The organism is Heliobacterium mobile, from assembly GCF_009720735.1.
In the GTDB taxonomy this organism is placed as follows: Bacteria; Bacillota; Desulfitobacteriia; order Heliobacteriales; family Heliobacteriaceae; genus Heliobacterium; species Heliobacterium mobile.
Window position 1 is genome coordinate 17,258 of record NZ_WNKU01000016.1, and the last position, 25,707, is coordinate 42,964.

Sequence of the window (25,707 nt, forward strand, 5' to 3'; positions counted from 1 at the left end):
GTAGCCGTCGCAGTTACAGTTGCTGTTTCTCCAACCTTGATATTGGTAGAAGTGGCAGTAATCGACGTTTATTGTCATTTTTTCAAACCAAAAAAAACCAATCATGGGTCTAAATTTTGGCAATCAGCTTCGTCAGGTCGTCAACGGTGCGGTGAACGTAGATCGATGTCGTATCCATGCTCTCATGGCCGAGCAAATCGCAGACATAGTTCATCTTTACACCGCTTTGGATCAGGTGGGTGGCGAAACTGTGCCGTAAACTGTGGGTGCTGATGGATTCCGAAAGGCCCGCTTGGCGGACATATTTTTTGATGATGTGGGCGATTCGAAAATTGGTGAGCGGGTTACCGCGGTTGGAACTGAACAGGTAGGGCGAGGGGTCGCTCCGGTTTTCTAAATAGTCTTTCAAATAGACTTGCAATTGCGGATGAATAGGGAGGCAGCGATCTTTTTGGCCTTTCCCTTGCCGGATAAATAAGCGGTCGTACTGCGGGCTGATGTCAAAAACCTGGAGCCTGGCTAATTCGCTCGCACGGAGGCCTGTATAGTAGAGCGTTTGAATGAGGATCATGTCCCGCTGGCCGCTCCGGTGGTTGAGGTTGACGGCGGCGAAAAGTTTTTCGAGTTCCCGCGGGCAAAGCGACTTCGGCGGCCGTTCGGGCAAGCGTGGCGGCTCAATTGACTGGAGCGGGTTCTTGACGATCAGCCCTTCCGCCAGGGCATACGCAAAAAAAGCTCGCAGATCTTTAATAAACGAAACGAGGGTCGTCCGTTCACACTGGCACTCTTTCGATAAGTAGGCGATAAAGCGGCGGATATGGAGGGTTTGCACGTCCGATAGGGAAGGATCGGACCCCGAAAAGTAAGTCCCTTTGAGAAACCGGTGCAGCCGGTTTAAGCTGTATTGATATTTACGGACACTGTTCGGACTCAGGCGCCGCTCATAGGCCAGGTAGCGCCCGTAGGCTTCGATCTGGTCTTGCAGCCGCGGAGTGCTCATCGGGCCATCGGCCGCAGGGGTGGCGCCCATAATACGGGCAGCCGTTCAATCGCTTCCCGCAGGTGTTTGAGATCGGCATGGAGATAGATCTTGGTCGTCGATAGACGGCTGTGGCCGAGAAATTTGCTGATGTCGAGAATGTCCACATCATCGACCTGAGCGAGCCGCGAGGCGATCGAATGGCGCAGGACGTGGGGGGAGATGGATTTATGCAGCTCGGACGTTTTCGCTGCTCGGTATACGATGAGGCGAACGGTGCTTTTCCCGAGTTGATGCCCTCGGACGCCGGGGAAAAAGTACGGCGACGATGTGTCCGGGCGGATATGGTCCAGGTAGTCTCGCAGGATGGCCTGGAGCTTGGGATGGATCGGGACGACGCGGTATTTATCGCCTTTTCCATGCTGTACTTCGAGGGTGCCCTCTTCGAGGGACACATCGTCCATCTGCAGTGCCACCGTTTCAGCCAGTCGCAGGCCCGAATAAAACATAGTGGCCAAGATGGCTCGATCCCGTTTGCCCCGCATGCTTCCGTCATCGACGCTTTCGATAAGCTGTTCAACCTCAGGCTGGTCGAGATAACGAGGCAGGTTATGGGGGATGCGGGGTTGGGCCAGCCGTTTCGCCGGGTTCTCCGTGAGGATCTCTTCCAGTACGAGGAAGTCGAAAAAGGTTTTAAAGGTGGCAATGGTGTGGGCTAGGCTGCGCGGTTTGTAACGTTTTTTCGCGGATAGGTACTGGATGTAGTCTTTCAGCAGCGGCAGGGTGATCTCCGAGAGGCTGCCGATGCCTTGTTTTCGCAAATACTCGGAGAAGTATCGCAGGTCTTTGCCATAGGAGAGGATGGTGGCAGGGCTGCGGTGCAACTCCACTTCGAGATAATCGAGAAAATCTTTTCGATAGCAATCAAAAAACGGTGCACTTTTATCTGGATCGTAGTTTGGTGATGCCATAGCCGTTGGTCGTCTCCTTTTTGTGCTCCATAAAATCTAGTACAGTAGTCTGTCCAATTAAATAGAAGTTTATGGCGGGAGATGTATCTATCCGTCCGATGTGGCGGCCTCCCAGCGCACCATAGCTTCTTTGAGGTGGTCAGCTTTGGCATGGGTATAGACGATCACTTTGTCGAGGCCGCTGTGGCCGAGCAGTTCCGAGATGGTGTTCAAGTTGACTCCGTATTGGTAGAGATGGGTGGCAAAGGTATGCCGAAAGGTATGGGTGCGCAGGACATCTTTTTCGATACCGGCGAGAGCGGCATAGCGTTTCACCAGTTGATTCAATGTTTCCCGGTGAAGGCGCTGCTGCTTGTGGTAGCGGCTGGGGAAGAGCGGCTGATCGGGGCGTGAAACGTCGTAGCGCCGCACGTAGGCACGCAGGGTCTCTTGGAGGTGATGGTGCAGGGGGATCAGCCGGTCTTTGCCGCCTTTTCCGCTTTGGACGTGAAGGTAGCTGAAATCATCATGGATATCGGACCGCTTGAGTGCTGTTAGCTCACCGTTACGCAGGCCGCAGTAATAGAGCGCCTGAAGAATGCAAAGATCTCGGAGCCCCCACTTCTCGTCGAGATCGACGGCGGCAAAGAGCCGGGTCATCTCATCGACGGTCAGGTACTCCGGTGCCCGGTCGGGCAGTTTGGGCTTGCGGATATGCTGGGTCGGCGATTTTTCGATCCGGCCTTGGCTGATGAGGTAGTTAAAAAAGGCGCTCAGTTCTTTGATGTAATGGAGGAGCGTCGAAGGCTTGGCACCGCGCTGGCTCGTATCGGCGAGGAAGCGGCGGATGTGCAGGCTGCGGATTTGTTTCACTGGCGGCGATTGGTGGCTGTTGATTTCGGTAAGGAAAGCATCGAGACGGCGCAAGGTACGCAGGTAGTGGTTGATCGTCTGGGGACTGTAGTTGCGTTCATAGGTCAAATAGTTGCGGTACTGCTCGAGCTGGATGGACAGGGTCACCAGTTGCATCTCCTTTCAAAAAAAGGTAACCCAAAGCTGTCTCGATATCGGGTAAACAGGCTATACATACAAGCTTTTGAGGCAATTACGATTATACACAGACAGTAATGCAGAAAAATGTCGAAATATGTATGTCAAACAAGAAATTTGTTTACAATTAACTTATATATTGATTTAATTTTTGCCTATTCAAGTTGTCCTATCCAAAAAAAGAACGGCAAAACAACTGCCGTTCTTCATTAGGGATGTATTCGGTTTTATGCGAGCCCTTTCACGAATGTGCATTTTTCAGCACCGATAGTACAAGTGTCCGATAGGCTTGTAGAGTTCTTTCATCGGGGGCGAAATATCCCCACGCTTGAAAGGGAAGACGCCGTTTCTCCTCTGGTACAAAGGCTAGGCGAAAGTAATCGGCAAAGGCTTCTTCCGGTGACGAATGCCAGGAGTCTTCTATGGGGTAGGGAAAATGGCCGGCTATGTCTAAAAAAAGCAGCCACTCAGACGTTTGTCCATAATCAGGATTGAAATACAGTTGCTGCACCGCATGGCCCATCTCATGGGCGATCCGCTCTGCGAGAGTGGCTTCATCATCCCTGATGCCGGCTGGAATGAGCAACCGGATATCTTGAGGGGAAATTCTTTTTTTCGTCGGGTTTACGATAGTCAGTCCACGAGCGAGATGCGAATGGGTTCCGGGAAGGCTGGCGGTAAAGGGCAGTAGTTCAACGTGTATGTGAAGATTTATATCCGGCGGGATGTTTATATGGGAGACGGCGGCAACAACTTCCGAGGGCTGGGGCCAATCGGCTGGTTCTGCCGTAAAAAGTTGCACATCCAAGTTATTTAGATAGAAACCTTCAAGCGAGGGATAGGGAATATCCGTTGGGATTGACGTTGCCCGTTCAGTACGGAGGCGGTTACGGTATTCGATAGCCAACTCTAGGGCTTGCAATGTTCCACTTGTTTTTGGCGTATAAGCGTAACAACCCAATCCGACGGGAAATGAGTTTTCCTGCAATATTGCTTCTTTTTTGCTTCTCAAGTCATCCAGTTCGTTGTCTAGGCCGCTGTAAAAAGAGTCGATCGTTGCCGCGTTGGCGTTGATTTTTCTGTACACTTCTTGCCGATCGTCGGCATTCCACTTAAGAAAGTCAAAACTGTTTTCAGATAGGCTTTGTAAGTGCAGGGAAGCGGCAGCCTTTGCCGCCGCATCCGTGCTGGACATATGAAGCCAAAAGAATGTTGCCAGGCATAGATACTGCAATCGGATCAGCAGATTTGTCTCCATGGGCTATTGCTTTTTCCGGTTTAACCGTAAGGCTTGGATGGTTGCGGCTTCGATGGTGTCGATTTGATTGATGGCAGTGAGTTGGCCGGTGCTCCCGTCGATTCGTAGAACACGCCAGCGGTCGCCTTGGCCTGCGGGCACCTGAAATGTCTGAGGAGCTTTTTCACCGGCACGGTAGACCTTGACGGAGGCACTGGACGCAGAGAGTTCGGTGCTTGCTTCATTTCCGGCATCGCTGTAGTCGTGGACATAAAACTCATAGGTAATGCCGGGGGTGTATTTATCGAGCGTAATCGTTTCAGGCCCGTAGCCGTTTGTATTGTCTACGTCGAGGTGGGCGCCGAATTCCTCGTTGGTACTCTGGCCGAAGTACAGGTGAAACTTTTCTGTGTTCCCTTCATAGCCGACGAGATGGGCGTCTAAGTCGGACGGTTTTTCTCCCCATGACAAGACGATGCGCAGAGCTTGATTTTCGATAACTGGGGACAAGGCAATCGTCCGTTGATTCGGGTGGCCTACATTCAGCATAATGGATTCATTCCAATCGATATACCCGGCGGCGGAGACGCGCAATGTATAGGCCGGAGAGTCTAGGTGTTCAAAGGTGAATTTGCCGTCCTCCGACAGAACGGCCGTTCCGACGACTTGTTCTGTATCGGTCGTCAAAAGTGTGACGGTGGCGCCGCTGATCGGATGGTTATTCGTGGCATCGACGACAATTCCGGAAAGAGACGATTGCACCGATGATGGCTTGAGCGAGATCGTGCCCAAGTCGATTTCTTGATCCTGCGGGGATACGGTGAGAGTCTGCTCGTATTGTTCATATCCGTTGCTTTCGGCCACGAATCGATAGATCAACGCCGGATCGATGTTGACGGATAGTTCAAAACTTCCCTTTGAATCGCTGGTGGTTTGCTTTTGGAGTGTGCCGCTTTCCTGCTCATAGACGGATATGCGGACATCTGCAAGGGGGTCCTTCGTTTCTTTATTGATGATTTGCCCGGTTAGCTGCACCGTTTGTTCTGCGGCGGATAATTCTATGGAATAATTCTCTACCGATTCATCGGTTAATGTGAACGTGGATGAAGCAGAGACGTATCCGTCGGCTTGGGTATTGATGCGATAATCACCGTCCGTTAAATGGCTGAAGGTAAAGGCACCTTTTTTATTGGTGACGGTGCTTTTGATAAGGTGGCCCCTATCGCCGTAGAAGAGGCTTACTTTTGCCCCCTTTACCGGCTCTCCCTGTTCATCGGTGACAAATCCCGCAAATGAAAGATTGCCCTTGGGATCGTCGTTGTTGTTGCTGGAGGAACCTCCGCCCGAATTGGATCTCGATGAGGCGGCTTGGGATACGGACACAGAGAGATGATTGATCAGTCCGTTGATCAAGGCAGCTTCACCGGGATTTTCCGGCATTCCTGGTGTTTCCGCAGGTTGGCTGTCTATTGCCTTTTCTGTGCTCGGTGAGGCGAGTGCGCTCGATGCTTCGATCGCCCGTGACCGTTCTTCAACCCAGGTACGTTGGTTGAGCCAATCGGCCTGTTGGCCGATGGACATAGGGGCCGGTGTCGATGGTGCTCCTCCAAGAGCGATGGAACTGGCTTGGCCCGAACCGATTTGGACGGTTTTCCCACTGGCTTGTACTCGCACATTGCCGGCTAATACGGAAGCTTCACCGGGCAAGCCTCGGCGAGCGACGATTTTCCAATAGGTTCCTTGAATGGAGGCGACACCCCAAGGAACATCGATCTCTACTCTTGCCGTTGTTTCAGTGGAGCTTTTCCACCACTCTTCTCGATCTTTGGCCGGTTCTGACGTTTCTTCCCCAGGCAAGGCAAATACTTTTTGTACGGATGATATCTGTTTTGCCGAAGGGGCTTCCCGCTTGTCTGATGCGAGAGCGCCGAACATGGAGCCGTCAGGCATTTGAAGTTTTAGCCGTTCCACTTTGACGTTCGGCTTGCCGTCCTTAGTTATGTATGTTTTACCACTGGCTTCTTCTAGCGTGATTTCCGTTCCTTTTTCAAGGAGTAGGCCGCTGCCGTCAGGGAAGAGCAGTTCAGCTGGCGTGTTTTCTACTTTTATCGTATCACCAGCGGCCACTTTTTGGGTATTTTCGGTGGCCGTATATCCCGTTTGGCCGGCGTGGCGAATCTGGACAGTTCCGTTGTTGAGCCCTTTGAGTTGCATGTCCAACTCGGCTTTTCGCAAGGACGGGCTGGCGATCATCAGTTTGGCTAAGGCTTGCGAGAATTCGCCCCGGGTGATGGGAGCATCAGGGCGAAAATGCTGCCCGTCACTCCATCCAGCGATCAATCCCATTTTTTGGGCCAGGTTGATCTGCTTAGCGGCCCAGTGTTCCGGCGGGATGTCGAGAAAGGGATGTTCCTGGTTGTTTTCGCTGCGGAGGCTTATCTGTGCTTTCGGTTCCAAAGCGAGCAATACCGTGATCCCTTGTGCTCGCGTCAGGGGATCGTTGGGGTGGAAGCTACCGTCGTCAAAGCCTTTTAAAAAGCCTTCCCGGCTGACGGCAGCGATGGTTCGAGCGGCCCAGAAATCGGGCGGAACATCTTCGTAGGGGCGTTGAGCAATGCTCGACGGTACGGTTAAGTGAGCGGCTTTTGCAAGTAATACTGAGGCGGAGGCCCGGTTCAATCCCTCATCAGGACGAAAGGTCTTGTCTGGATACCCTGAGATAACATCTCGTTCAACTAGATAATTAATAAAAGGAAATTGGGGGGAGTTTTTTTGTAGGTCCGTAAAGGTGGCAGGGCTTTCGGCGGCTTGAACCGGTGAGGGAAGAGCGCACAACGGTGTGAGTATGAAAAGCATAAGCAACCAGATAAACCACCGTCGCAGCCCTAAGCGATGGATCTTTGCCTTCCAAACCATTTGCTGTTTACCGTCCTTTCGTGATGTTTTTCTTGTTAAAAACGATGCCTAATAATTCTACATATTGCCAGTAGATCCTTTGGTTAATAAGAATAATTAAACACTTTTAGAGAACTTGTGACTGGTACATGCGAAAACCCACCGTCCAGCAAATTGTGGAGGCGGGTTTTTATGGCTTAGCCTACTCGTTCATCTTTGTCAGCGTGTATATTTTTACGGGTTGTTGCAGGCCGCGAACGGGCACCTCGCCCAGTTCACTTAGGTCGGAAGGTAACTCGCCGGCTTGCTTAAGATGGCGAAAGGTATTTTCACTGAGAATAATCCGGGAATGGTACTGTTTATTTAGGCTTTCTAAGCGCGATGCTAAGTTTACCGTCTCTCCGATGACGGTAAATTCAGTCCGTTCCTTACTGCCGATGTTTCCAGAGAGTACAAAACCGCTGTTAAGTCCGATACCGATGTCAAAGGTGTGCTCGCCTCGGGCTGTCCATTGGGCATTTAGATCCTGAAGGCGTTGATGCATTTCCCGGGCGGCGTCCACCGCCTTTTGGGCGTGGTCTGCTGTTTCGATAGGTGCGCCGAAGACGGCCATCAGTCCGTCACCGAGATACTTGTCTAAGGTCCCGTCGTATTTGAAGACACAGGCGGTCATCTCAGAGAAGTATTCGTTTAGGCGTTTGACCACTTCTTCCGGTTGTTTCCCTTCGCTATAGGCGGTAAATCCGCGAATATCGGAGAACATGACTGTCACTTCACAGCGCTTTCCGCCTAACTCCACCATATGCGGATTGTCGAGTAGGAGATTTACCACTTGGGGGTTCACGTACCGGCCGAACAAACCTTGGATGTTTCGCTTTTCCCGTTCGGTGAGGACGAAGTTGACGACGGTGGTCCCTAAGTAGGTGAAAAAGAGAGTGATCAACAGGGCACCGAGGTCGATCCACAGGTGCTGCGAATTCCAGAACCAGTAGCTGGCGGTGACGGTGATTACGGCAAAGAGAAAAAGAAATCCAAATCCCTGCAGCGCTTTTCGGCGGCCCGTGAGCAGGTAGGCCAATACACCGGTGACGGTGATGAGCAGTATATTCACGGCAGCAGGGGCCCGGTAGACATACTGGCCCAGTTGGAAAGAGGCGGCAGCGTTGGCGTGAATTTCGACTCCGGGGACAGGTAGATTCCCTTGGAGAATCATGTTTCCGCGGCTGTACGGATTGTTTACTTCATCTTTGAAGACGGGGGAGACTGCGCCGACGAAGACGATTTTATCTTTAAAAGCTTCAGGGGGGATTTCGCCATGCAGAACCTTCTCATAGGAGTAGGTCGGAAAGGTTCGGGCCGGTCCCCAGAAATTAATAAGGGGCATCGTATTTTGTAGTTGAGGTATCGTGAGAAAGCCTGCTCTGGCGCCTTTTTCCGGTTGGAAATCGAGTTCCTTGAAGGGGATCCCTTCATAGGCCATGACGGCGGCGAGGGGGAGGGAGGGCAGAAGCTTCTGGTTGTGCGTGATGACGGCTTGAGCCCGCCGGACGACGTTATCCTTTTCGGTGGGCGTATTGACGAATCCGAGGCTGCGCGTTACGGCCAGCAAGTCTTTTACGGGTAGACGGAGGGTCTGCACCATGTCTCCGTCTTGCGGGCTATAGGAGAAGTGGGCCGCCAGAACGACGCCCTTTTGTTTTTTTATCGCATTGGCAAAGGCAAGATCTTCTTCCGGGGCATCGGCGGTGTTGACCGTTAAGTCGAAGGCGACCGCTTTAGCCTGTGCCAAATGGTCGAGCAGTTGGGCGTGTAGGTGCCGGGGCCAAGGCCAGCGTCCTAATTTGCCGATGGATTCATCGTCGATGCCGATAATGGCGATGTTCTCCGGCGGGGCCTGGGGGCCGCGCAGTTGGAAGTAGCCATCGTAGATGCGGTCTTCGGTTGTTTCCAGCAGGCCCAGCTGACGAATAATGAGGATGACGGTAATGATAGCTGCAGTGACCAGGATGCCGAGGCGATTTACCTTAAATATGTTCAATAAAATAGCTCCCTTCCATGTAACGAATGTTACATTTTTATCATTCCATTTACTATACCAGTTTCCTCCTGTTACTAAAAATATATATAGTAGTAAAAGTCCTTATAATAATCGTTTTCTTGAATTACTATTCGACCTATATCGACAAAATTCGAATACTTAGTATGATAGTATCTTGGTAATCTTGAAAATTCGATAAAAGGTGACGTTTGAATGAAGCAATCCCGTAAAGTATATGTCCCCTGGTATCTTCGCTCTTTTCAGTGTGCTGGGGCCGAATGCCAAGATGCTTGTTGCGGCTTGGGTAAGGCCTTGAACATCGATCAGAAGACCTATAAAAAGTATCGCAAGGTTCAGGATCCTTCTTTTCGAAAAGAAATTGATAGAAAAATTCAGCGGATTCGCAGCGGCGCTACTGACGATGCGTATGCGCTCGTGACGCCTTCTGAAAGCGGGAACTGTCCCTTTTGGAATCGTGATCGCATCTGTTCGATTCATAAAAAGCTTGGCGAGGACGCTCTGCCTGGTTGGTGCGCCTCGTACCCGCGGATTACGAACATCATCAATGGGCGATGGGAGCGAACCGGTACGCTGGCTTGTCCGGCCGTTGCCCGCAGAGCTCTTTTAAATAAGGGGCCCTTAGTGTTAACGGAGATCGACGAGCCGAATCTGCCATTTCGAGGTGTCTATGGCCAGTTAAATGTCAGCCATACATCGGAGCCGGAGCTTTGGGCCGGCTATATCGAGCGGACGCGCCAGTTCGTTTTTTCTTGTCTCCAATCGAGAGGCTATTCGGTGGATGATCGGATGTTGTTATTAGGGTTTTTTTGTGAATCCCTTGCTAGAGTTTTACCAGATGATCGTGCTAAGAAGCTTCCCGCGATTGTTGAAGACATGGATTCGTTTCTTATGGAGCCGAAAACGCTAAAAATTAACTATCATTTGCCCAAACGGGACCGCCGGAATTTACAACGGGATCTTTTAGACACACTCTCCGAATTCAACCAACAAAACCGCTTTTATCAAGGTTTTTCCCAGTTGCTGACGCAGTCCTTTTGTGGGCTGGACGCAGGCAGTAACGCGAAGACGAAACGGGATAAGGCCTACTATGATGCGGAGGGCACCTATTACCATCCCTTGATTCAAGAGCATGAGTATATTTTAGAGAACTTTTTGGTAAATCGTGTTTATAACATGGTGTTTCCATTCATGACGCCGAATCCCTTTGACCAATATATCACATTATGTTTGACGTTTATGCTGGTTAAAAACTTATTGGTTGGCCTCGCAGCCTTCCATAAAGAGCATATTCAGGTGGAGCATATGGTGGAACTGATTCAGACTTTAACGCGGGAAGAAGAACGGAATTCAAGTTGGTTGATGAATCTCAAGCAAAAAGTTATTGAAGGGCAGAATGACAACATGGCTGCCATGGCAATGTTGATCAAATGCTGAGGAAGTCTTGTAGAATAACAAAGGGGCCCTCCTTCCCGGAGGGCCCCTTTGTTATTCTTGGTGGTTTAATTTCATTTATTCAGAATAGGTACCGATTTTTAACTTCTTCGAGCTAACGGTGCTTTTTCCCGATATCGTTGCAGTGACCGCACCTTCTGACGCGTCCGAATCGGCGTTAACGCGTAAATCGGTTATGTAGAGAGTCGATGCTTTTGATGATTTTTTTGATACGTTGAGATACAATGTTTGCTCTGAACTGTCCAGGCTTAACTCCGGTTCTTCCATATTTCCGCTATTTACATCAACATAGGCGTCATCGATATCCCAGGTGAAGCCAGAAGGAAGTTTAATGGAAAGGCTCTTGCTGTTTTTCACCAGGGAGCCTGCTGAACTTTCTTTGACAATGATGTCACTAATCGTATCGCCGTCTTCAAAGGTGGATGTCTTTTTCATCTTTAAGGACACAGTGGCTTCATCGCTGTCATCGCTGTCGTCGCTGTCATCGTCGGTACTGGGAACCTTGGCGATGGCAAGCGACTTCGATGTCGGAAAAGGACTACCTTCGCCTTCAAAGGTCATTTTAAAATCTCCGCTGCTGGTGCCTGTTGGAATTTTAATATCGGTGAATTTAAGGTTGACGATGCCGTTGCCAGCTTCGGATTTTGTATTCGGAGAAAGTGTTAGTTGGAAATAACGACCAGTTTTCTCTGTTTTCTTGAGCTCAGCCGTGGCGATTTCATTCGGTTTTCCGTTGGCATCTGTTGTAGGGATGTCGACACTGCATGTGACGCTTGTTGCCTTTCTCGGCAGGGAGATGAGAACATTGGTGTCTTCGAGCAACATATCATCTGGAACTTCGACTTTTACGGTGCTGGTAAACTTACCGCCAGCTTTTACTTTGGGAACGGAGCCTTTCACAGAATAGGCCGCCGTTGTAGAAGAAGAAGCGGCGTGGGCTGGTGGTGCCGGAATGGCACTTGTCGCGGTGACGGCGCTGACTAAAAAGGCGCCTACCGTAAGCAGGGTCTTCCATGTTTTGAACTTTGAGAGCACGTTGATACCTCCTAAAATGTCGTCGTAATTATGACGTATTTCGGCATAAATTAGTTCCAGTAAAATTGGTTTTTTTGAAAAAAAGTGAAACCTTACCCCGGCTGCTCAGGGGCAAGGTTTCACTTTTTTCGATCAATGTTCTGTATTTAAAGTTAAATTGAAATTGTTATTTAAAAATTCCCCTTTGTTGGTCTATACGCTTATGGATGAAATGGTTAGTTTGTGCTCCATTAAAAATAGGAGATGGGTCTTATTTGAAAATTTACCTTACGAGACGAAAACAACTGTAGGAGTTTCATACAATGATCACGAAGTTATGTTTAGTTGAGACCACGCGACCAGAAGAAGGAGGTCCGTTCCCCATGATTCGGAAAAGTGTCACAGCGGTAGTGACCACAGCTTATTTACTCTCGTTAACGTTGCCGGCCTGGGCGGAACCGGGCGGGCTTTATTACAAGAAGAACTTTTATTCCTGGGACTATATCGATGACAATTCCAACAAAAGCGCTTTTAAAACCACATTATCAAAAGCCAAGAAAGATAGTAGTGCCATTTTCGTTAATGAAGCCGGTGATTTGTACATTGAAGGAAATCGGTACAAAACGAACTTTAACTGGGACAAAAACGGTAAGGAATTAGCCAATGCCAGCAAGTATCCGCTAGCGAATGCCTATAAAGATATGGAGACTTCTGATACTTTTTATCCTGGTTTTACCGATGCTTATGCGACGGATGAGAACACAGTGGTTGTTGAACTAAACCACAAGCTGTCTTCGGTCACACGAAGCAATTTTTCTACAGCCGAAGGGCTTCGCATAACGGATGTTAAGTTAAGCAGCAGCAAAGATAGCGTCACCTTAACGACGGAAAAACAAGAAGCGGGGAAATCGTACAGCCTTCGCTATATGGGAAAAGAAACATACCTTTACTTTACTGGCAGCGGGACAGAGGTGCCTCCGGATGATCCTCAAACGCCCACCAATCCGCTGAAACTCGTCCTAAAAAATCCCGTCTTTCTGACTCCCAACACGACCATGAACATCTGTGAAGACGTGGACTCCGGCGCCCAACTGGAGGTCAGCAGCAGCGACCCTAAGACGGTAGCGGTCAAAAAGGACGGAACCAAAGTCAATGTGACGGCTCTGGCTTCAGGGAGTGCCACGATTTCTGTGACGGCCTTTAAAGCTTCCTATTCCCCTGTTACCGTTACCAGCAAAGTTACGGTGGCCACTGTTATCCCCGATGTGTCTACCGTCGAATTGGGTACAGTGCCTGCCTCGGCGTCAAAGACACTCGATTTAGGCTCTACCACGAATAATGTCCTGCAAGTGGCAGCTTACCCGAGAGATACCAATAAAAACATCATTCCTGGAAAGACGGCGGTTTGGGCATCAAGCAACCCTTCTGTGGCCACGGTAACGGCGAACGCTGATACAAGTGCCGGCACTTCAACGAGCGGAACATCTACGAGTTCATCGACCACAAATGTCCCCACGGCCACTGTGACTGCAGTCGCTGCAGGGACTGCGGTGATCACCGCTACTGTCGATGGCAAAACAACCACTCAGGGAATCACCGTGACGGTCACCGGACAGACGAAACCAGCGGCTGTCGCATCCATCACCAAGTCTGATACAACGACAGGCGAGTTTACTTTCACCACCGATAAAGTGGTCCAACTGTCAGACCTGCAAGGAAAGATTACGGCCACTCCAGATAGCAGTTCGAGCCCTAGCCCGGTTGCGGTTACCGTTTCAGCTACCGGGACTGATGGGAAGTCTTGGAAAGGAACGATTCCCGGGGTAACCTCCGGAACGACCTATACGATCGGTGCAGCATCCCCTTTGACGATTACAGCTACGTCCAAAACGGTCAAATGGGACAATACGGCAAAGATCACTGCCAACCCGACGCCTGTGACCGTCGCGGCAAACGGCACCACCGATATCGCCTTGACCACGGTCAAGATCGCGTCCCCGACGACGACAGTTGCTGGGGTTACCTACGCGGCCCAATCCAGTGACACAACGAAAGCCACGGTCAGCATCTCTGGCAGCAAGCTGACGGTCACCGGTGTGGCCGAAAGTGCGACTCCGGTCAACGTGACCGTCAGCGGCAGTAAAACGGGGGAGACAATAACGCCGATTACGATCCCGGTGACGGTGACGAAAGCGGTGCTTAAACCGTCAACAGCGCCCAAGGCCGAGGATATTGTCGTAACAAATAACGCTGCTGGAGCCGATACGATAGAGATAAAAAATGTGCCTCAGAATGCGGTCGTCAGTGTTTATGATGCTGCGAGCGGCGGCAATTCATTGGGACGAACAAATCAAAATGCCGCGGCGGGTTCCGTTTATATTACGGTGAGTGCAGGCCTGAACGTTTCTTCTATCTATGTCACTATTACAGAGTCTGGAAAAGATGAAAGTACACGGACCTCAGTGCCGGTGCCGGAGGCTACCGGCCAAAGCAAACCTCCAAAGGCCGATGACATTACAGTTATCAATAACGCTGTAAGTGCTGATAAGGTGGTCGTGGATAACGTTCCTGCCGGTGCCACGGTAAAAATATTTGATAGTGCGACGAGCGATACGCCGATCGGAACCGGCACGAATAGCTCTAGTACTTCACCGAGTTCTGTGGATGTTATTATCAACGGTGGCTTTGCTTCCAATGTAAGTACAATTTATGTATGCTTAACTGAACTGAATAAAACGGACAGCGTTCGTGTCAGCAAGAGTGTCCCGGGATTGTCTGCAGCACCGCAGCAGTCGGATATCACCGTAAATAATGCGCCCAATAGTGAGCAAGACTCGGTTACCGTAAAAAATGTACCTGCGAATGCGAATGTATTTGTGTATGATTCCCCTACAGGCGGTACTTTGCTTGGCAAAGCCGGCCCCACGTCATCGATGGGTACGGTGACCGTATTGATATCCTATGGGAGTTCAGTTGTTCGCTTTGATGATGCGCTCACTAGCGTTTTTGTAAGCATCGCCGAAGGAACAAAGCCTGAAAGCACTCGTACGCAGCAGAATATCCCGCCAGTCTCCAAAGCTCCTAACGGGTATTCTCCGTCTGTTAACATAGTAGCTAGCAAAAACTCCGGTACAGCAGATACTGTTACCTTGACCAATTTAACCAATGTTCCAGTAGGGGTACGGGTAAATGTTTATGACTCCGCTACAAACGGGAACCGGATCGCGTATGGAGATACGACGAACAATAGTTCTTTGACGATTCAAGTTGCCCAAGGGATTAAAACCCAGGCTGTGTACGTGACATTTACAGAGAGTAATAAAGCCGAAAGTGCAAGAGTACCAGTTGATGTGACGACGACGGGGTATGTGGTAAGTCGAGCTACAATCACTTCTGTTTCAAATGGTCAAGATCGTATAGATGTCAGTCAGATTAAATCAAGCTCTACTACTTACGAGTATGTTTTGAATGGCATGTTACTCCAGGTTTACGATGCTCCGCTAGGGGGAACACGGATTGGGTACTATAGACAATCTACCGATGCGACGGCTTCGTTCACCGTGAATAAGATATTGGTTCCAACAGTGTATATTACCCTAACTCCGTCAGGAAGTACTGAAGAAGGATTGCGAACTGCGGTTAATCTTCCTGGCGTCTCTGCTGCTCCAACTACGGTTAGAGTTAAAAACATTGCTCAACCCTCAGCCGACACGGTGATTGTAGAGAGTGTCCCTAACAATGCTACAGTCAAGGTTTATAAAAACCGAGAAGATAATGCAGAACTAAATTATAAGAAAAACACTTCTGGTGATACCGGAACGATTACTGTTGACTCAATGGAGTTAGGTTCCTTATCCAATGTGTATGTAAGCATTACCGAAGAAGGAAAAAGGGAAAGTCCGCGTGTTTCAGCTTCGGTTCCATCATTAGCACCGATAGTGGAAAAGATTATTGTGGCTAACGTTCGTTCCGGTACCGATACGGTCACTGTGTCGAACGTCCCTCCGGGTGCGACTGTCCGGGTGTATGATGACTCTACCCAACCGGCAGTAATCGGAACCGGCACGGCAAATATTTCTGGGGTCGCTACAGTAGCCATCACAAATGGATTCGTAAAATCTGATAGCAGTAACATCAATAAAATTAAGGTCACTGCTCAAGATACGATTAGATCAGAATCGGAGGCCACTGAAGTTAACGTTCCATCCGTTCCACCTGATCCGAATGAGATAACGATGGATATGGTTGCCACTACGGTTAAAGTTAATAATGTACCGGCTAGAGCTACGGTGAAAGTCTATAAAGATGCACAATTAACTCAATTATTTGGTACGCCTGTCCCAAACAACAAAGACTATTCTGATGCTGTTGTAGTCGGTCCCGATACGTTGGATTCAGCAAGCGTATATGTTACCGTTACGGAAACCGGTGGTAGGCTCGAAAGTACTCCAGCACCTAAGCAAACACCGTCCACTGCTCCCAGCGTTAATAATATCGTGGTAACGAATAATGCCAATGGAAACGATACTGCTTTAGTGAAATCAGTTCCTCCAAACGCGGATGTGAAAATTTATTTGACAGAGACGGGGGGGACGGTGCTCGCCTCCGCTCATAACTATGGTACGGTTGCAAGCGATTTAACGATTCCCATAACGAATGGGTTTGATAACGGTATAAACACTATTTATGTGACCATAACGGAGCAAGGGAAGTTGGAAAGTTCCCCTCGAACCAAGAAGACCTTTGCCACCGCGAGATTAACTTCGGTGAAGTTTGATGAAGGGACACAGATCAAGGATAATGAAATCGATCCTGATGACAAAATTATAATTACCTTTTCCGACGAGATTTTGCCGAGTTCAGTAAATGGAGCATTAAGCAAAGGCGGTTCTGTATACGGTGACCTGTACGAACTTATCAAAAGTGTAGGTCTCTTTAAATCAGGCACTACGGATTGGCCGTCATCCACAGCAACTCTATTGGAAAGTGATCCCCTGGCAACAAATTCTAAGCTGGAGCTGTCCGCTGACGGTAAAGCAATCACTATAACACCCGGAGGGACGTCCGATGGCGATGAACCAAAATCCTTTTCTTCGTTCACTGTGAATTCAGGGTTGAAAGATAAATTAGGTAACAGTATTTTAACGCCTTATACAGTGACACCGACTTCAACATCTAGATTCAGTTTTGACGGAGTTTCACCAACGATGACCGTAAGTTATGCTGTGGGTTCTTCGAGCTATAGTACTACACCTGTCGTTAAATCGGGTACTGATTTAATCATTAAGACTACCCCGAGTGAACCTTTATCTGATAAACCTAATATAACCATTACTGGCGCAAACCAATTAAGTTCAGTTCCAATGGATGTAAGCAGTAGCGACTATTCATATACCTACCATGTCGGTGCAGGTGATGGAACAGCGACCATATCCTTCAGCGGCACCGACAAGGCGGGTAACCCGATAGTTAGCCCCACCACAGGAAACATCTTTATCGTGGATAACACAGCACCAACCTTTACGGCAGCTACAACGCAAACTTCTGCATCAGCCATTATCTCAAGCGGTTCCATTAGTATTAAAATTGCCTGTGCAAGTCAACAATACGGAAATACTCTGGGCGCCTATGGAAATTCGTTAAAAGTATCCGTGTCCAAACCGGCTGAAAACCATCAAGCTGATTCATTGACTGTCAATATGGATCAAGCTTCTGGAACGCTTAAAATTACGTTGGCCGATAACGATAGTGATAGTGTAGCTATTTCAGCGAATGATGCTGCGAATATTGTCAATGCAATCAATGGTCGGAACTTAGGTTTTACGGCTACGTTAACTAACGGCAGCGGTAATTTCACTGAAGCCACAACAGATCCAATTCCCTTTACTGGTGGCAAAGATAGTATATTGCTAACATTGACCGAAACTAACAATATGGATTCCAATTCTTTAGTTACTGGGGATCTCACTAGCTTTATTTTTTCGAGTAACTCAACGACGTCTACAGTAGAGGGAGCTGCTGCATGGGGACTAAACAATAAAAGCATTCTTTTAACGCTTAATAAGAGTACAATTCAGCTAAAAGGGGCGAAGATCTATATCGATGCAAGTCATCTTCTTAAAGATGCTGCAGGAAACGCGACGACCATTGATGTAGGCCATCCGGTAACGATAAACTAACCTAACATTAGCGGGCCCGGGGAGCGTTTTCCCCCGGGTCCGCTTCCATTATCTACTGGAAACCTTTGCTGTCGATTTTACGTCTAAGTAATAAGAGAAAACCACATAAAAAGAGGTGCTTCTTAAAATGAAAACATCCAACCCTCGGTCGAAGGCGAAAAACTGGATCCTTCTCAGCGCAGCTCTTCCGCTGCTCTCTTTTCTCCCTGTATCCCCCTGTGAAGCATCGGCCACCTACTCTGTCGTCAGTGCTTCTCCTGTCCAGGCGAACAGTTATTTTGATCGCAAGATCCGCATCGAAGTCCCGAGCGGCGCCCTGGAATCCGGTGAGACTGATGAGGTTCAACTGCGGTTTAATTCGGGTGTATCTGTACAGAGCATTACCTACCGGATTCCGAAGACTGTTGAGAGCGCGCCCAACATGTTTGAGGCCGGCACCGGTGAACTGCGGGGCGGGGGCAATGAATTCACCCTCACTGTGACCGGCAGCGGCGGCAGTGGTGACGGTGTCATCTATCTCGACCTAAATGGAATCACGGCGAAAAGCAGTGTCCATGATGTGCGGGTCAGCTTCGAAGCTGCTTCCGGGTCGATCTTTCAACCGGAACGGGCATCCTTGACGAGCGATCAAATGGCTGATTATGATTACACCGTCCGCACTGGCGCCCAAGCCAGTTCCACCGATGCAAACGCGATCAGCATTGATGTTGAAGAGTCGGAAGTAGGGTCCCTGAAGTCCCGCAATGCAGTTACATTGGAACTGCCCTATCCCTTAGTCTGGGATCTGGCGAAGGCGAAACTGGATGTGGTTCGGGGAGACCTTCAACTGTCCGCACCGAGCTTATCGGCGGACCGGCGGACGCTGTCCATCTCCGTGGAGCGCCCCTCCCATCAGGTGTCCACTTTTCTGTTGACCGGCCTGTCTGTCTCCGATCCCACTGGAGAAAAAACGCAGCCCTATGACTATTTCGTAAAAACGGGCGGCAGCAGCAGAAGCGGTGCCGATCAGTTCCAGGCTCGTTTTATCCCCGCACCGAAAAAGCCGCAAGTCGAATCGCCGGAAAAAGTGGCTGTCTTTACAGTGAACGATCGTATGTGCATGATCAATGGCAAGGAAGCCAGTCTCGATGCCGCACCCTTTATTAGTCAAGATCGACTCTATTTGCCGATTCGGGCCGTCGCCGAAGCGATCCAGATCAAGCCCGAAGATATCGCTTGGGAAGCCAATGAAGGCGAAGTTCGAGTTAACCTTCGAAAGGACGGCCATCGTCTTAGCCTAACAACAGGCAACGCACAATTGGAAGACAGCCGTAAAGGCACTATGCTGATGGATGTTGTTCCGGTTATTTCCCCGGAAAATCGGGTCTTTTTGCCGGCCCGCTGGATCGTAGAGCCTTTCGGATATACAATGGAGTGGGATGCTCTCGCCCAAAAAGCGTCGATCCTGCGTCCCCATTTAGGTAATTAACTCGGACCGACAGGAGGAATGTTTTCGTTGTTAAAACGGAGACGGTCGATCTATCTATGGATGTGCCTTTTCATACTACTATGGCCGGCGATCCCGGCATCGGCCATGCAGCCGCCGTCGACAAGTATGATAGAAAAATACAAAGCCGACGGCTCCTATGCCAAACGGGTGGAACGAGCCCGGAATATCGGCGACCACAAACCGAGTTCCGCCATGATGCAGAAACTACGTGTAAAGGCGGAACGGCTCTATTGGAAGGCGAAGGGTCTCTCCGATGCGGAGATACGATCTCGCATGAAGTCCTATGATACTCCTTCGTCATGGCAAGGGGGCCTACCGGCGATAGGTTCTCCCCGAGTTCCCGTGCTGCTCGTTGATTTTCCCGACTACCCACAGGCAGATAAAACCGGTTCGAGAAACGATATTGCGAAGAAAATGTTCGGAAACGGCGACCCCTCTCTCTACCCTTATGATAGCTTACATAATTACTACCAGCGTTCCTCCTATAACAAGTTGGATCTACAGGGCGACGTGATGCAGTGGTATACGGCAAAACATCAGCGCAGCTATTATGAACAGTTTGACAGTATGGAGCCATTGATCGAGGAAATTTTCGATTACTATACCTCCCAGGGGATCGATTTCTCCAAATACGACAACGATGGCGATGGCGTGCTCGATGCCTTCTATGTGAAATGGACCGGTCCTGATAACGGCTGGAGCGGTTTCTGGTGGCCCTACATGACAAACTGGCGCGATGCTTCGTTTGAGGTAAACGGAAAAAAATTAAACACCTATGTGGCCAGTTGGTACAGTAATCTTGAGAATGACGGTTCGGAACAGTATGTGCCCCTGACCGATATCCATGAGACTGGTCATCTGATGGGCCTGCCCGATTATTACGATTATGATTCCACGAAAGGCCCGAGTGGCGGTGTGGGCGGTTTGGATATGATGGATTACAACTGGGGCGACCACAACGCCTTTTCCAAGTTCGTCTTAGGCTGGCTCGATCCGGTGGTTGTCCCTTCCGGTGAGCAGACGATTACGCTTCGGCCGACAAGTCTCTATCCCGATGCCGCCGTCATTATGCCGGGGGCAAAGGATGAACCCTTTGGCGGGGAGTTCTATATGGTCCAGTACCGTAAACAATCTACAGGAAATGATACGAAGAGCCTCCAAAAACCTGATATCCCTGCATCAGGAATGTTGATTTGGCATGTGGACACGAGACTCGATAGTAGCGGCGAAACTATATATGATAACTCCTACACAAGCCATAAACTGCTGCGTTTGATGGAGGCGGACGGCCTAGAAGAGATCGAACAAGATGCATTGGCTGACGCCGGAGATTTCTATGTCACATCGGAAATGTTTGGGCCCGATACAAAGCCGAACTCCCGCAGCTACACCAATCAGAACACAGGTGTTCGCGTTGATGATTTCGGATTGAGCGGAACCACGATGAGTGCACGGTTCAGTATCATTACGGCTTCCGATACGTCCTCCCTACATATCGCCATAGCCGACCCCGATAGCGGAAACAAGCCGGACGGAGTCGCAATGATTGCCTATCACAAGTTCCTCACGCTAAAAGCCAACGTCACTGATGACAACGGAAATACGGTTAAAGGGGCTAAGGTTCGTTGGAAAACGGATGATCCGACACAGACAATCGTGAAGATGGACGCAAACACGGGCCGGATCTACAGCGTACAGGAAGGGAAGGTTACCTTTACTGCCCAAGTGCTTGACGGTGTGGGCGACGTGCTCGCAGTGTCAGATCCGCTTACGGTCACTTTTTATAATCCAAACCGTCCGGCTCGGATAGAGATCGTAGATCCCGATAAGGGTGCTTCTGATGGCATGTATCGATTAAACCAAAAGAAGTCTGTGACCTTAAAGACGAAAGTCTATAACGCGGCCGGCAAAACCCTGTCTAGCAGCCGAGTGCGCTGGTTCAGCGAAGAAACAGGCACTGTGATCCAGTTAGATAGTCGTACCGGCAAAGTGAAGGGGATGAGCCCGGGGACGGCATATGTATATGCCTATATCCCGGACGGGAATGGTGAGGTTCTAGTCAATTCCGAACCCCTGCAGATCAATGTAAAATAAATTGGGAAGCAATGCGGTTGTTGCTGCATTGCTTCCTTTTTGCAGGAGACTTGTCATTATTCGTGGAATCAAACTAGGAACTTGGAAGGGAGTCGTTAATGATGAATGATGAGGCGTTGAAGGAAGATTCATTGATTGAGGGCGTAAAAGAGTCTCTGCCGGAGGTAAATCTGGATGTGAACCTGGGGACAGCAAGCCATCTGCCCCAACCGAACGAGAGCGAAGTTAAAATAGAGGGGTTTTTCTTGCTGAATTTGGATAATTATGTCCAAGTCGCCGCCTTCTTGATGAACGGCTTGCCTCGGCCCGTCCGTTTTGAGCAAATTCCGTTGAAGCTGACAGACCGCAGCGGACAGGTCCTTTTAGGTTATCAGGTTTTTGATATGTCTAATGTCCCAGAGATCCCGGCGAACGGTGTCTTGCCGATAGAATTTAATTTCTCCCAGGATAATATCTTTACGGAGAAGATTTTTCAGGATGATTGGAAACTTTCCTTTGAGATGGAAAACCTGACGGCTCGGATTTCCACACCTCAACCTGTTCAGGCGATGGTGATAGAAGGGTTGAACATCGGCGAAATTTCGGAGGACCAACGGCAACTGTTAGAGGGGTTTCTGGTGCGGCTTCCGCAGATCAAGGAAGGCGAGTTGAATTTCGCTGCGGTGCAATGCTCCTTCCAGGATGGTGCTTTGGAGGCATTGCTGTTGATTCGAAACGGCACGGCGAGAGATGTACATTTTGCGCAACTGCCGCTGGCTCTTCGGGACGCTCAGAGCCAAGAAGTAGCCCAAGCGGTTTTTACACCAGAAAACTTGGTCATTCGTGCCCGAAGTGCACGATTCCACCGTTTTGTCTTTGGGCCGGAGCATCTACTTGGGGCTTCTCCTGATTTAAGCCGTTGGTCTGTCTATGTTCCCCAGTCTCTAGTGAACACAGAGGAGCCGAGAGAGGCGAATGGGGAGATATAAAGGGGGGGAGCTCGTTGCGGTTCAACATATTGGTAGCGGTTGCGGCGATTGTGAGTTTTCTCGTCTTGAGCCCTACGAGCCTGCTAGCCAGTGAAAGCACCAATTACAATGTGGTTTTTTGTAAAATTGATGATACAGGGAATAGCTATCAAGCAAAGATTTCTGTAGAAATTCCCATAGACATGCTGAAAAAAGACGATACGGTTCTTCTGGTAAACCTCCCCTCTGACATCAGCATCTCACAACTCGCTTGCGATGTGCCGAAATCAGTGGACAACGCACCGAATCAGGTCGATTCGGTGGCGGTGGAGAAGGTTTCGAAAGAAGAGTATCGTATACATGTCAAGCCGAGTGGAAACACAGGCGGTAAGGGTCTATTTTATTTGGAAATCGAGAACATTCGGGTTGCTTCCAACTACACCGGTGATGTGGATGTCGATTTTGAAAGTGATGAATCCGATGTTTTCCCGGGCGAAAGCGTGACGTTGACTACGATTAGCGACGGGAAGGTCGATCTTAAGATCGATAGTATTGCCTATTTCGGGGAACAAGGCGGCCAACTGGATACTCTTCGGATCAAAGAGTCTGAAGCCGGGGCCTTCCGGCAGGGCAGCGAATCGCTAAAGATGAAGATACCGGAAGGATTTACTTGGATCACGACTTCGATGGACCTGCATGAGATCTGGGGTGACCTGGAACTCGGCGATGTAACGGTGACTGATAATGGCCGGACTTTGGTCTTTCATGTGCTCCAGCAGTCGCGAAAACCAGCGTATCTTCAAGTAAAAGGATTGCGGATCGAGCCCGATGAGTCCTTGCTGAAGTTAAATGCTTGCGACATCAATGCTTCCTTAGAAGGATCATCTACTCTTGAAGAAGAGACGATCGCCTTAGCAAAGTACTCCCGCATCGCCCAATCGGTTTCTGCGAGCAGCGCTCAGTTGCCCATCGTGGTGTCAGGCCGGGAAGACGTGAAGATTGGCACGTTTACGATTGCGGAATCGATTCCTGAGTCTTTTCTTTCTGGCCGTGCGATTGTACTCACGCTGCCGGAAAAAGCTCACTGGACCCAATATCCGGTATTAGACAGCATTTCCCGTACGAACGGTCTAGAACTTTCACCATGGCAATGGGCTGATGATGATGAACGGTCGATCAAGGCGGTCGTAAAAGAATCTTCTTCCAGCGAGCCAGCTTCTCTCCTCTGGAAAGATGGCGAGGTTCGGTTGGATACAGGAATTTCACCGGGCGATTTGAAATTATCTATTGGCGGATCAGCGATTTCTGTTCGGCAGGAAGTGGCTGTCGCTCGGATTCAGCCGCCTGTAACGGCTCAAGTGGGAACAGTGCCTTCCGTCCAAATCGGTGCCTCTGATCAAGTGGCCGCCGACATTCAATTGGTGGAAAGCACTTTAGAAAGTGTGATGAAAGAGGATGGCAAGGACGAGATCCGCCTGTACCTTCCCTCGGGGGTAGAGTTTATGGCGATTCCAGCAGTGGCTGTGACGGAAGGGAACTTGCCCATCGATACATCCTCGGTGATGACTGGTTATGATCAGGAGATGGGCTGCTCGTTTTTGTCTTTTCGGGTTAAGGGTGAGTCGTTGCAGCCATCGAAGATTCAGATCAGCAATATTCGGCTAAGGATCAGCCGATCTGTTCCTGAAGGGGAGATTAAGGTCCGAGTTAAGGGCAGTGCACTCGATGAGACGGCAGACTTCGATTCCGATACGGTCGCCGAAGTCGCTATTGCCAAGGCGGTTCTCGCCAATCAAGCCGCCGGCAATAGCGGCTCTCCCCAGTCGGCGCCGGTACAGGCGGTGTTTACGGTGGGGGCGAACCATTTTAGCTGCAATGGTACCGATGTTTCTATGGATTCGGCTCCCTATATAGAGGATGAGCGCCTCTTTATCCCTGTGCGGGATATGGCCCGTGCCTTAGGGCTTCGGGATCAAGACCTGGTCTGGGACGCTGCTACAGGGCAGATAACCTTTTTTTCGGCTCAGGGAATGATTCAGTTCAAAGTTGGGAGTGTGGAGTGGTATAGAAATGGCATTCGAGCGGGGGTCATGGATGCAGCCCCGCGAATTGTCCCGCCAGGCCGGGTTACGCTGCCTGTACGAGCTATTGCCGAGATTTTTGGGGCGACGGTCGATTGGAATGCAGTTGCAAGCCAAGCGACGGTACGGCGAGTCGGATAAAGGCGGAAAACCAAGTGGGGCAAGGAAAATGCTACGCATAAGAAGGATTTTTTTCCTTTAAGGAGTAATATCAATAACAGACAAAGCAATTTTTTGGACAAGAATCTGGAAAAGGAATCGGGAGGAGCGGTGGATATGCAAAATAACAGGTTAGTGGGAAAAAGACTTTGGCAGAAGGCAGCTTGGTCTGGAATCGTGGCCGTTAGCATTTTAGCCGGCTCGGTGCACTGGGCTGGCCAGGCCGAGGCGAAGACGGCCGATATTGGTGCCATTGCCGGTGTGTGCCAAGATGATTCCTTGGGGTATCGCTTGGAATTTCAAAACAAAACGAATGATCAGTCGCTGCGGGTGGAAGTCAATCCATTGGAGCCTTCTAAGCTGGTGCCGATCGATACATATTACGTGACCCATGCGCTCGACGTCCGGATGACGAACCGCAACGGGCAGGTCGTCAGCAGCCTAGCCAAGCCGATGCGGATGGCCATTAATTTCAATGAAATTGATTTCAAACGGGCCAGCAAGATGGATACGAGCCAATCGATTACGCGTTTCAGCGTGGGCTATTGGGACAGCGGTGCCCAAAAATGGCGGGTCCTGCCGACGAAAATTTACTGGAATGGCACGACCGGCGTCGCTGAGGCTGAGACGACGCTCGGTACTGGTCAATACGCATTGCTCTGGAGCTATGAGGATGCCCCCAAGCTTAGTGATGTACCGGAAAACCATATTCGCTTGATGGTGGATTACGCGACGATTAATCCTCCGGCGGAACCGTATATTAAGGAAGGCCGGACGATGGTTCCCCTCCGGGTGATTGCCGAGAATTTGAATACAAAAGTCAACTGGAACGGTCCTGAAGGCCGAATCGATTTGGTGAAGGATCTAAAGACGATTAAGATGTGGATCGGCAAACCGGATGTACTGAAGGATGGAGTGCCGCTGCAACTGAAAGATGCCAGCCCTTCGGTTGTTCCGGAGATCGTCGATGGTTCTACCTTTGTTCCGCTTCGCACGGTTGTCGATGCGCTGGGGGCGAAGGTGGAGTGGGATGCCAGCACCCGCACTGTAAAAATTCTCAATAACTAGAACATATAAACCGCAGAGAAGCTGAGTGTCGACGAAGCGTTCCTTCCGAGCTTA

Annotated in this window: 14 protein-coding genes; 7 read left to right on the top strand and 7 right to left on the bottom strand. The window is 49.8% G+C overall.

What is annotated here, in order from left to right:
* Nucleotides 1–109: 109 nt before the first annotated feature.
* The 6 genes from GJ688_RS12985 to GJ688_RS13010 form a co-directional block, all read right to left on the bottom strand.
* Nucleotides 110–1,000 carry a tyrosine-type recombinase/integrase gene (locus tag GJ688_RS12985; RefSeq protein WP_170291959.1) on the bottom strand — a complete coding sequence of 297 codons (891 nt, stop codon included), beginning with the start codon at nt 998–1,000 and terminating at the stop codon, nt 110–112.
* Complete coding sequence (locus GJ688_RS12990) at nt 997–1,950, bottom strand: tyrosine-type recombinase/integrase (protein ID WP_155476988.1); 954 nt, start codon at nt 1,948–1,950, stop codon at nt 997–999. The genes GJ688_RS12985 and GJ688_RS12990 overlap by 4 nt, the downstream gene beginning before the upstream one ends.
* 87 nt (nt 1,951–2,037) lie before the next feature.
* Nucleotides 2,038–2,949 carry a tyrosine-type recombinase/integrase gene (locus GJ688_RS12995; RefSeq protein ID WP_170291960.1) on the bottom strand — a complete coding sequence of 304 codons (912 nt, stop codon included), beginning with the start codon at nt 2,947–2,949 and terminating at the stop codon, nt 2,038–2,040.
* A 271-nt stretch (nt 2,950–3,220) separates the two neighbouring features.
* The gene (locus tag GJ688_RS13000) at nt 3,221–4,237 is read right to left on the bottom strand and encodes a hypothetical protein (protein WP_170291961.1); all 1,017 of its coding nucleotides are present in this window, start codon (nt 4,235–4,237) and stop codon (nt 3,221–3,223) included.
* Nucleotides 4,238–4,240: 3 nt separating this feature from the next.
* The gene (locus GJ688_RS13005) at nt 4,241–7,132 is read right to left on the bottom strand and encodes a carboxypeptidase regulatory-like domain-containing protein (protein WP_155476991.1); all 2,892 of its coding nucleotides are present in this window, start codon (nt 7,130–7,132) and stop codon (nt 4,241–4,243) included.
* A gap of 181 nt (nt 7,133–7,313) precedes the next feature.
* Nucleotides 7,314–9,149 carry a CHASE2 domain-containing protein gene (locus GJ688_RS13010; RefSeq protein ID WP_155476992.1) on the bottom strand — a complete coding sequence of 612 codons (1,836 nt, stop codon included), beginning with the start codon at nt 9,147–9,149 and terminating at the stop codon, nt 7,314–7,316.
* A gap of 213 nt (nt 9,150–9,362) precedes the next feature.
* On the opposite strand from GJ688_RS13010, the gene fliB reads away from it, so the two are divergent.
* Nucleotides 9,363–10,604: a flagellin lysine-N-methylase gene (gene fliB / locus GJ688_RS13015; RefSeq protein ID WP_155476993.1), complete on the top strand. Its 1,242-nt coding sequence runs from the start codon at nt 9,363–9,365 to the stop codon at nt 10,602–10,604.
* A gap of 75 nt (nt 10,605–10,679) precedes the next feature.
* Here the strand turns inward: fliB and GJ688_RS13020 are convergent, their stop codons facing one another.
* Nucleotides 10,680–11,657, bottom strand: coding sequence for a hypothetical protein (locus GJ688_RS13020; RefSeq protein WP_155476994.1), 978 nt, complete (start codon nt 11,655–11,657; stop codon nt 10,680–10,682).
* A gap of 362 nt (nt 11,658–12,019) precedes the next feature.
* Here GJ688_RS13020 and GJ688_RS13025 point away from each other — a divergent pair, with 362 nt between their 5' ends.
* The 6 genes from GJ688_RS13025 (at nt 12,020) to GJ688_RS13050 (ending at nt 25,653) form a co-directional block, all read left to right on the top strand.
* Complete coding sequence (locus GJ688_RS13025; protein ID WP_155476995.1) at nt 12,020–17,815, top strand: beta strand repeat-containing protein; 5,796 nt, start codon at nt 12,020–12,022, stop codon at nt 17,813–17,815.
* A 127-nt stretch (nt 17,816–17,942) separates the two neighbouring features.
* Entirely contained in the window at nt 17,943–19,283 is a 1,341-nt protein-coding gene (locus GJ688_RS13030) for a copper amine oxidase N-terminal domain-containing protein (RefSeq protein ID WP_155476996.1), read from the top strand.
* 27 nt (nt 19,284–19,310) lie between these two features.
* Nucleotides 19,311–21,398 carry a M6 family metalloprotease domain-containing protein gene (locus GJ688_RS13035; protein ID WP_170291962.1) on the top strand — a complete coding sequence of 696 codons (2,088 nt, stop codon included), beginning with the start codon at nt 19,311–19,313 and terminating at the stop codon, nt 21,396–21,398.
* A gap of 101 nt (nt 21,399–21,499) precedes the next feature.
* Nucleotides 21,500–22,366, top strand: a complete 867-nt coding sequence (locus GJ688_RS13040; RefSeq protein ID WP_170291963.1) for an SLAP domain-containing protein — start codon at nt 21,500–21,502, stop codon at nt 22,364–22,366.
* 14 nt (nt 22,367–22,380) lie between these two features.
* Complete coding sequence (locus tag GJ688_RS13045) at nt 22,381–24,567, top strand: copper amine oxidase N-terminal domain-containing protein (RefSeq protein ID WP_155476999.1); 2,187 nt, start codon at nt 22,381–22,383, stop codon at nt 24,565–24,567.
* 135 nt (nt 24,568–24,702) lie between these two features.
* Nucleotides 24,703–25,653 (top strand): copper amine oxidase N-terminal domain-containing protein, encoded by a 951-nt coding sequence (locus GJ688_RS13050; protein WP_155477000.1) that lies wholly within the window; start codon nt 24,703–24,705, stop codon nt 25,651–25,653.
* Nucleotides 25,654–25,707: the final 54 nt, after the last annotated feature.

What these genes read in the sequence shown, in the direction of transcription:
- GJ688_RS12985 (WP_170291959.1), bottom strand. Translation starts at nt 1,000, where the DNA reads ATGAGCACTCCGCGGCTGCAAGACCAGATCGAAGCCTACGGGCGCTAC.
- GJ688_RS12990 (WP_155476988.1), bottom strand. Translation starts at nt 1,950, where the DNA reads ATGGCATCACCAAACTACGATCCAGATAAAAGTGCACCGTTTTTTGAT.
- GJ688_RS13000 (WP_170291961.1), bottom strand. Translation starts at nt 4,237, where the DNA reads ATGGAGACAAATCTGCTGATCCGATTGCAGTATCTATGCCTGGCAACA.
- GJ688_RS13005 (WP_155476991.1), bottom strand. Translation starts at nt 7,132, where the DNA reads ATGGTTTGGAAGGCAAAGATCCATCGCTTAGGGCTGCGACGGTGGTTT.
- fliB (WP_155476993.1), top strand. Translation starts at nt 9,363, where the DNA reads ATGAAGCAATCCCGTAAAGTATATGTCCCCTGGTATCTTCGCTCTTTT.
- GJ688_RS13025 (WP_155476995.1), top strand. Translation starts at nt 12,020, where the DNA reads ATGATTCGGAAAAGTGTCACAGCGGTAGTGACCACAGCTTATTTACTC.
- GJ688_RS13030 (WP_155476996.1), top strand. Translation starts at nt 17,943, where the DNA reads ATGAAAACATCCAACCCTCGGTCGAAGGCGAAAAACTGGATCCTTCTC.
- GJ688_RS13040 (WP_170291963.1), top strand. Translation starts at nt 21,500, where the DNA reads ATGAATGATGAGGCGTTGAAGGAAGATTCATTGATTGAGGGCGTAAAA.
- GJ688_RS13050 (WP_155477000.1), top strand. Translation starts at nt 24,703, where the DNA reads ATGCAAAATAACAGGTTAGTGGGAAAAAGACTTTGGCAGAAGGCAGCT.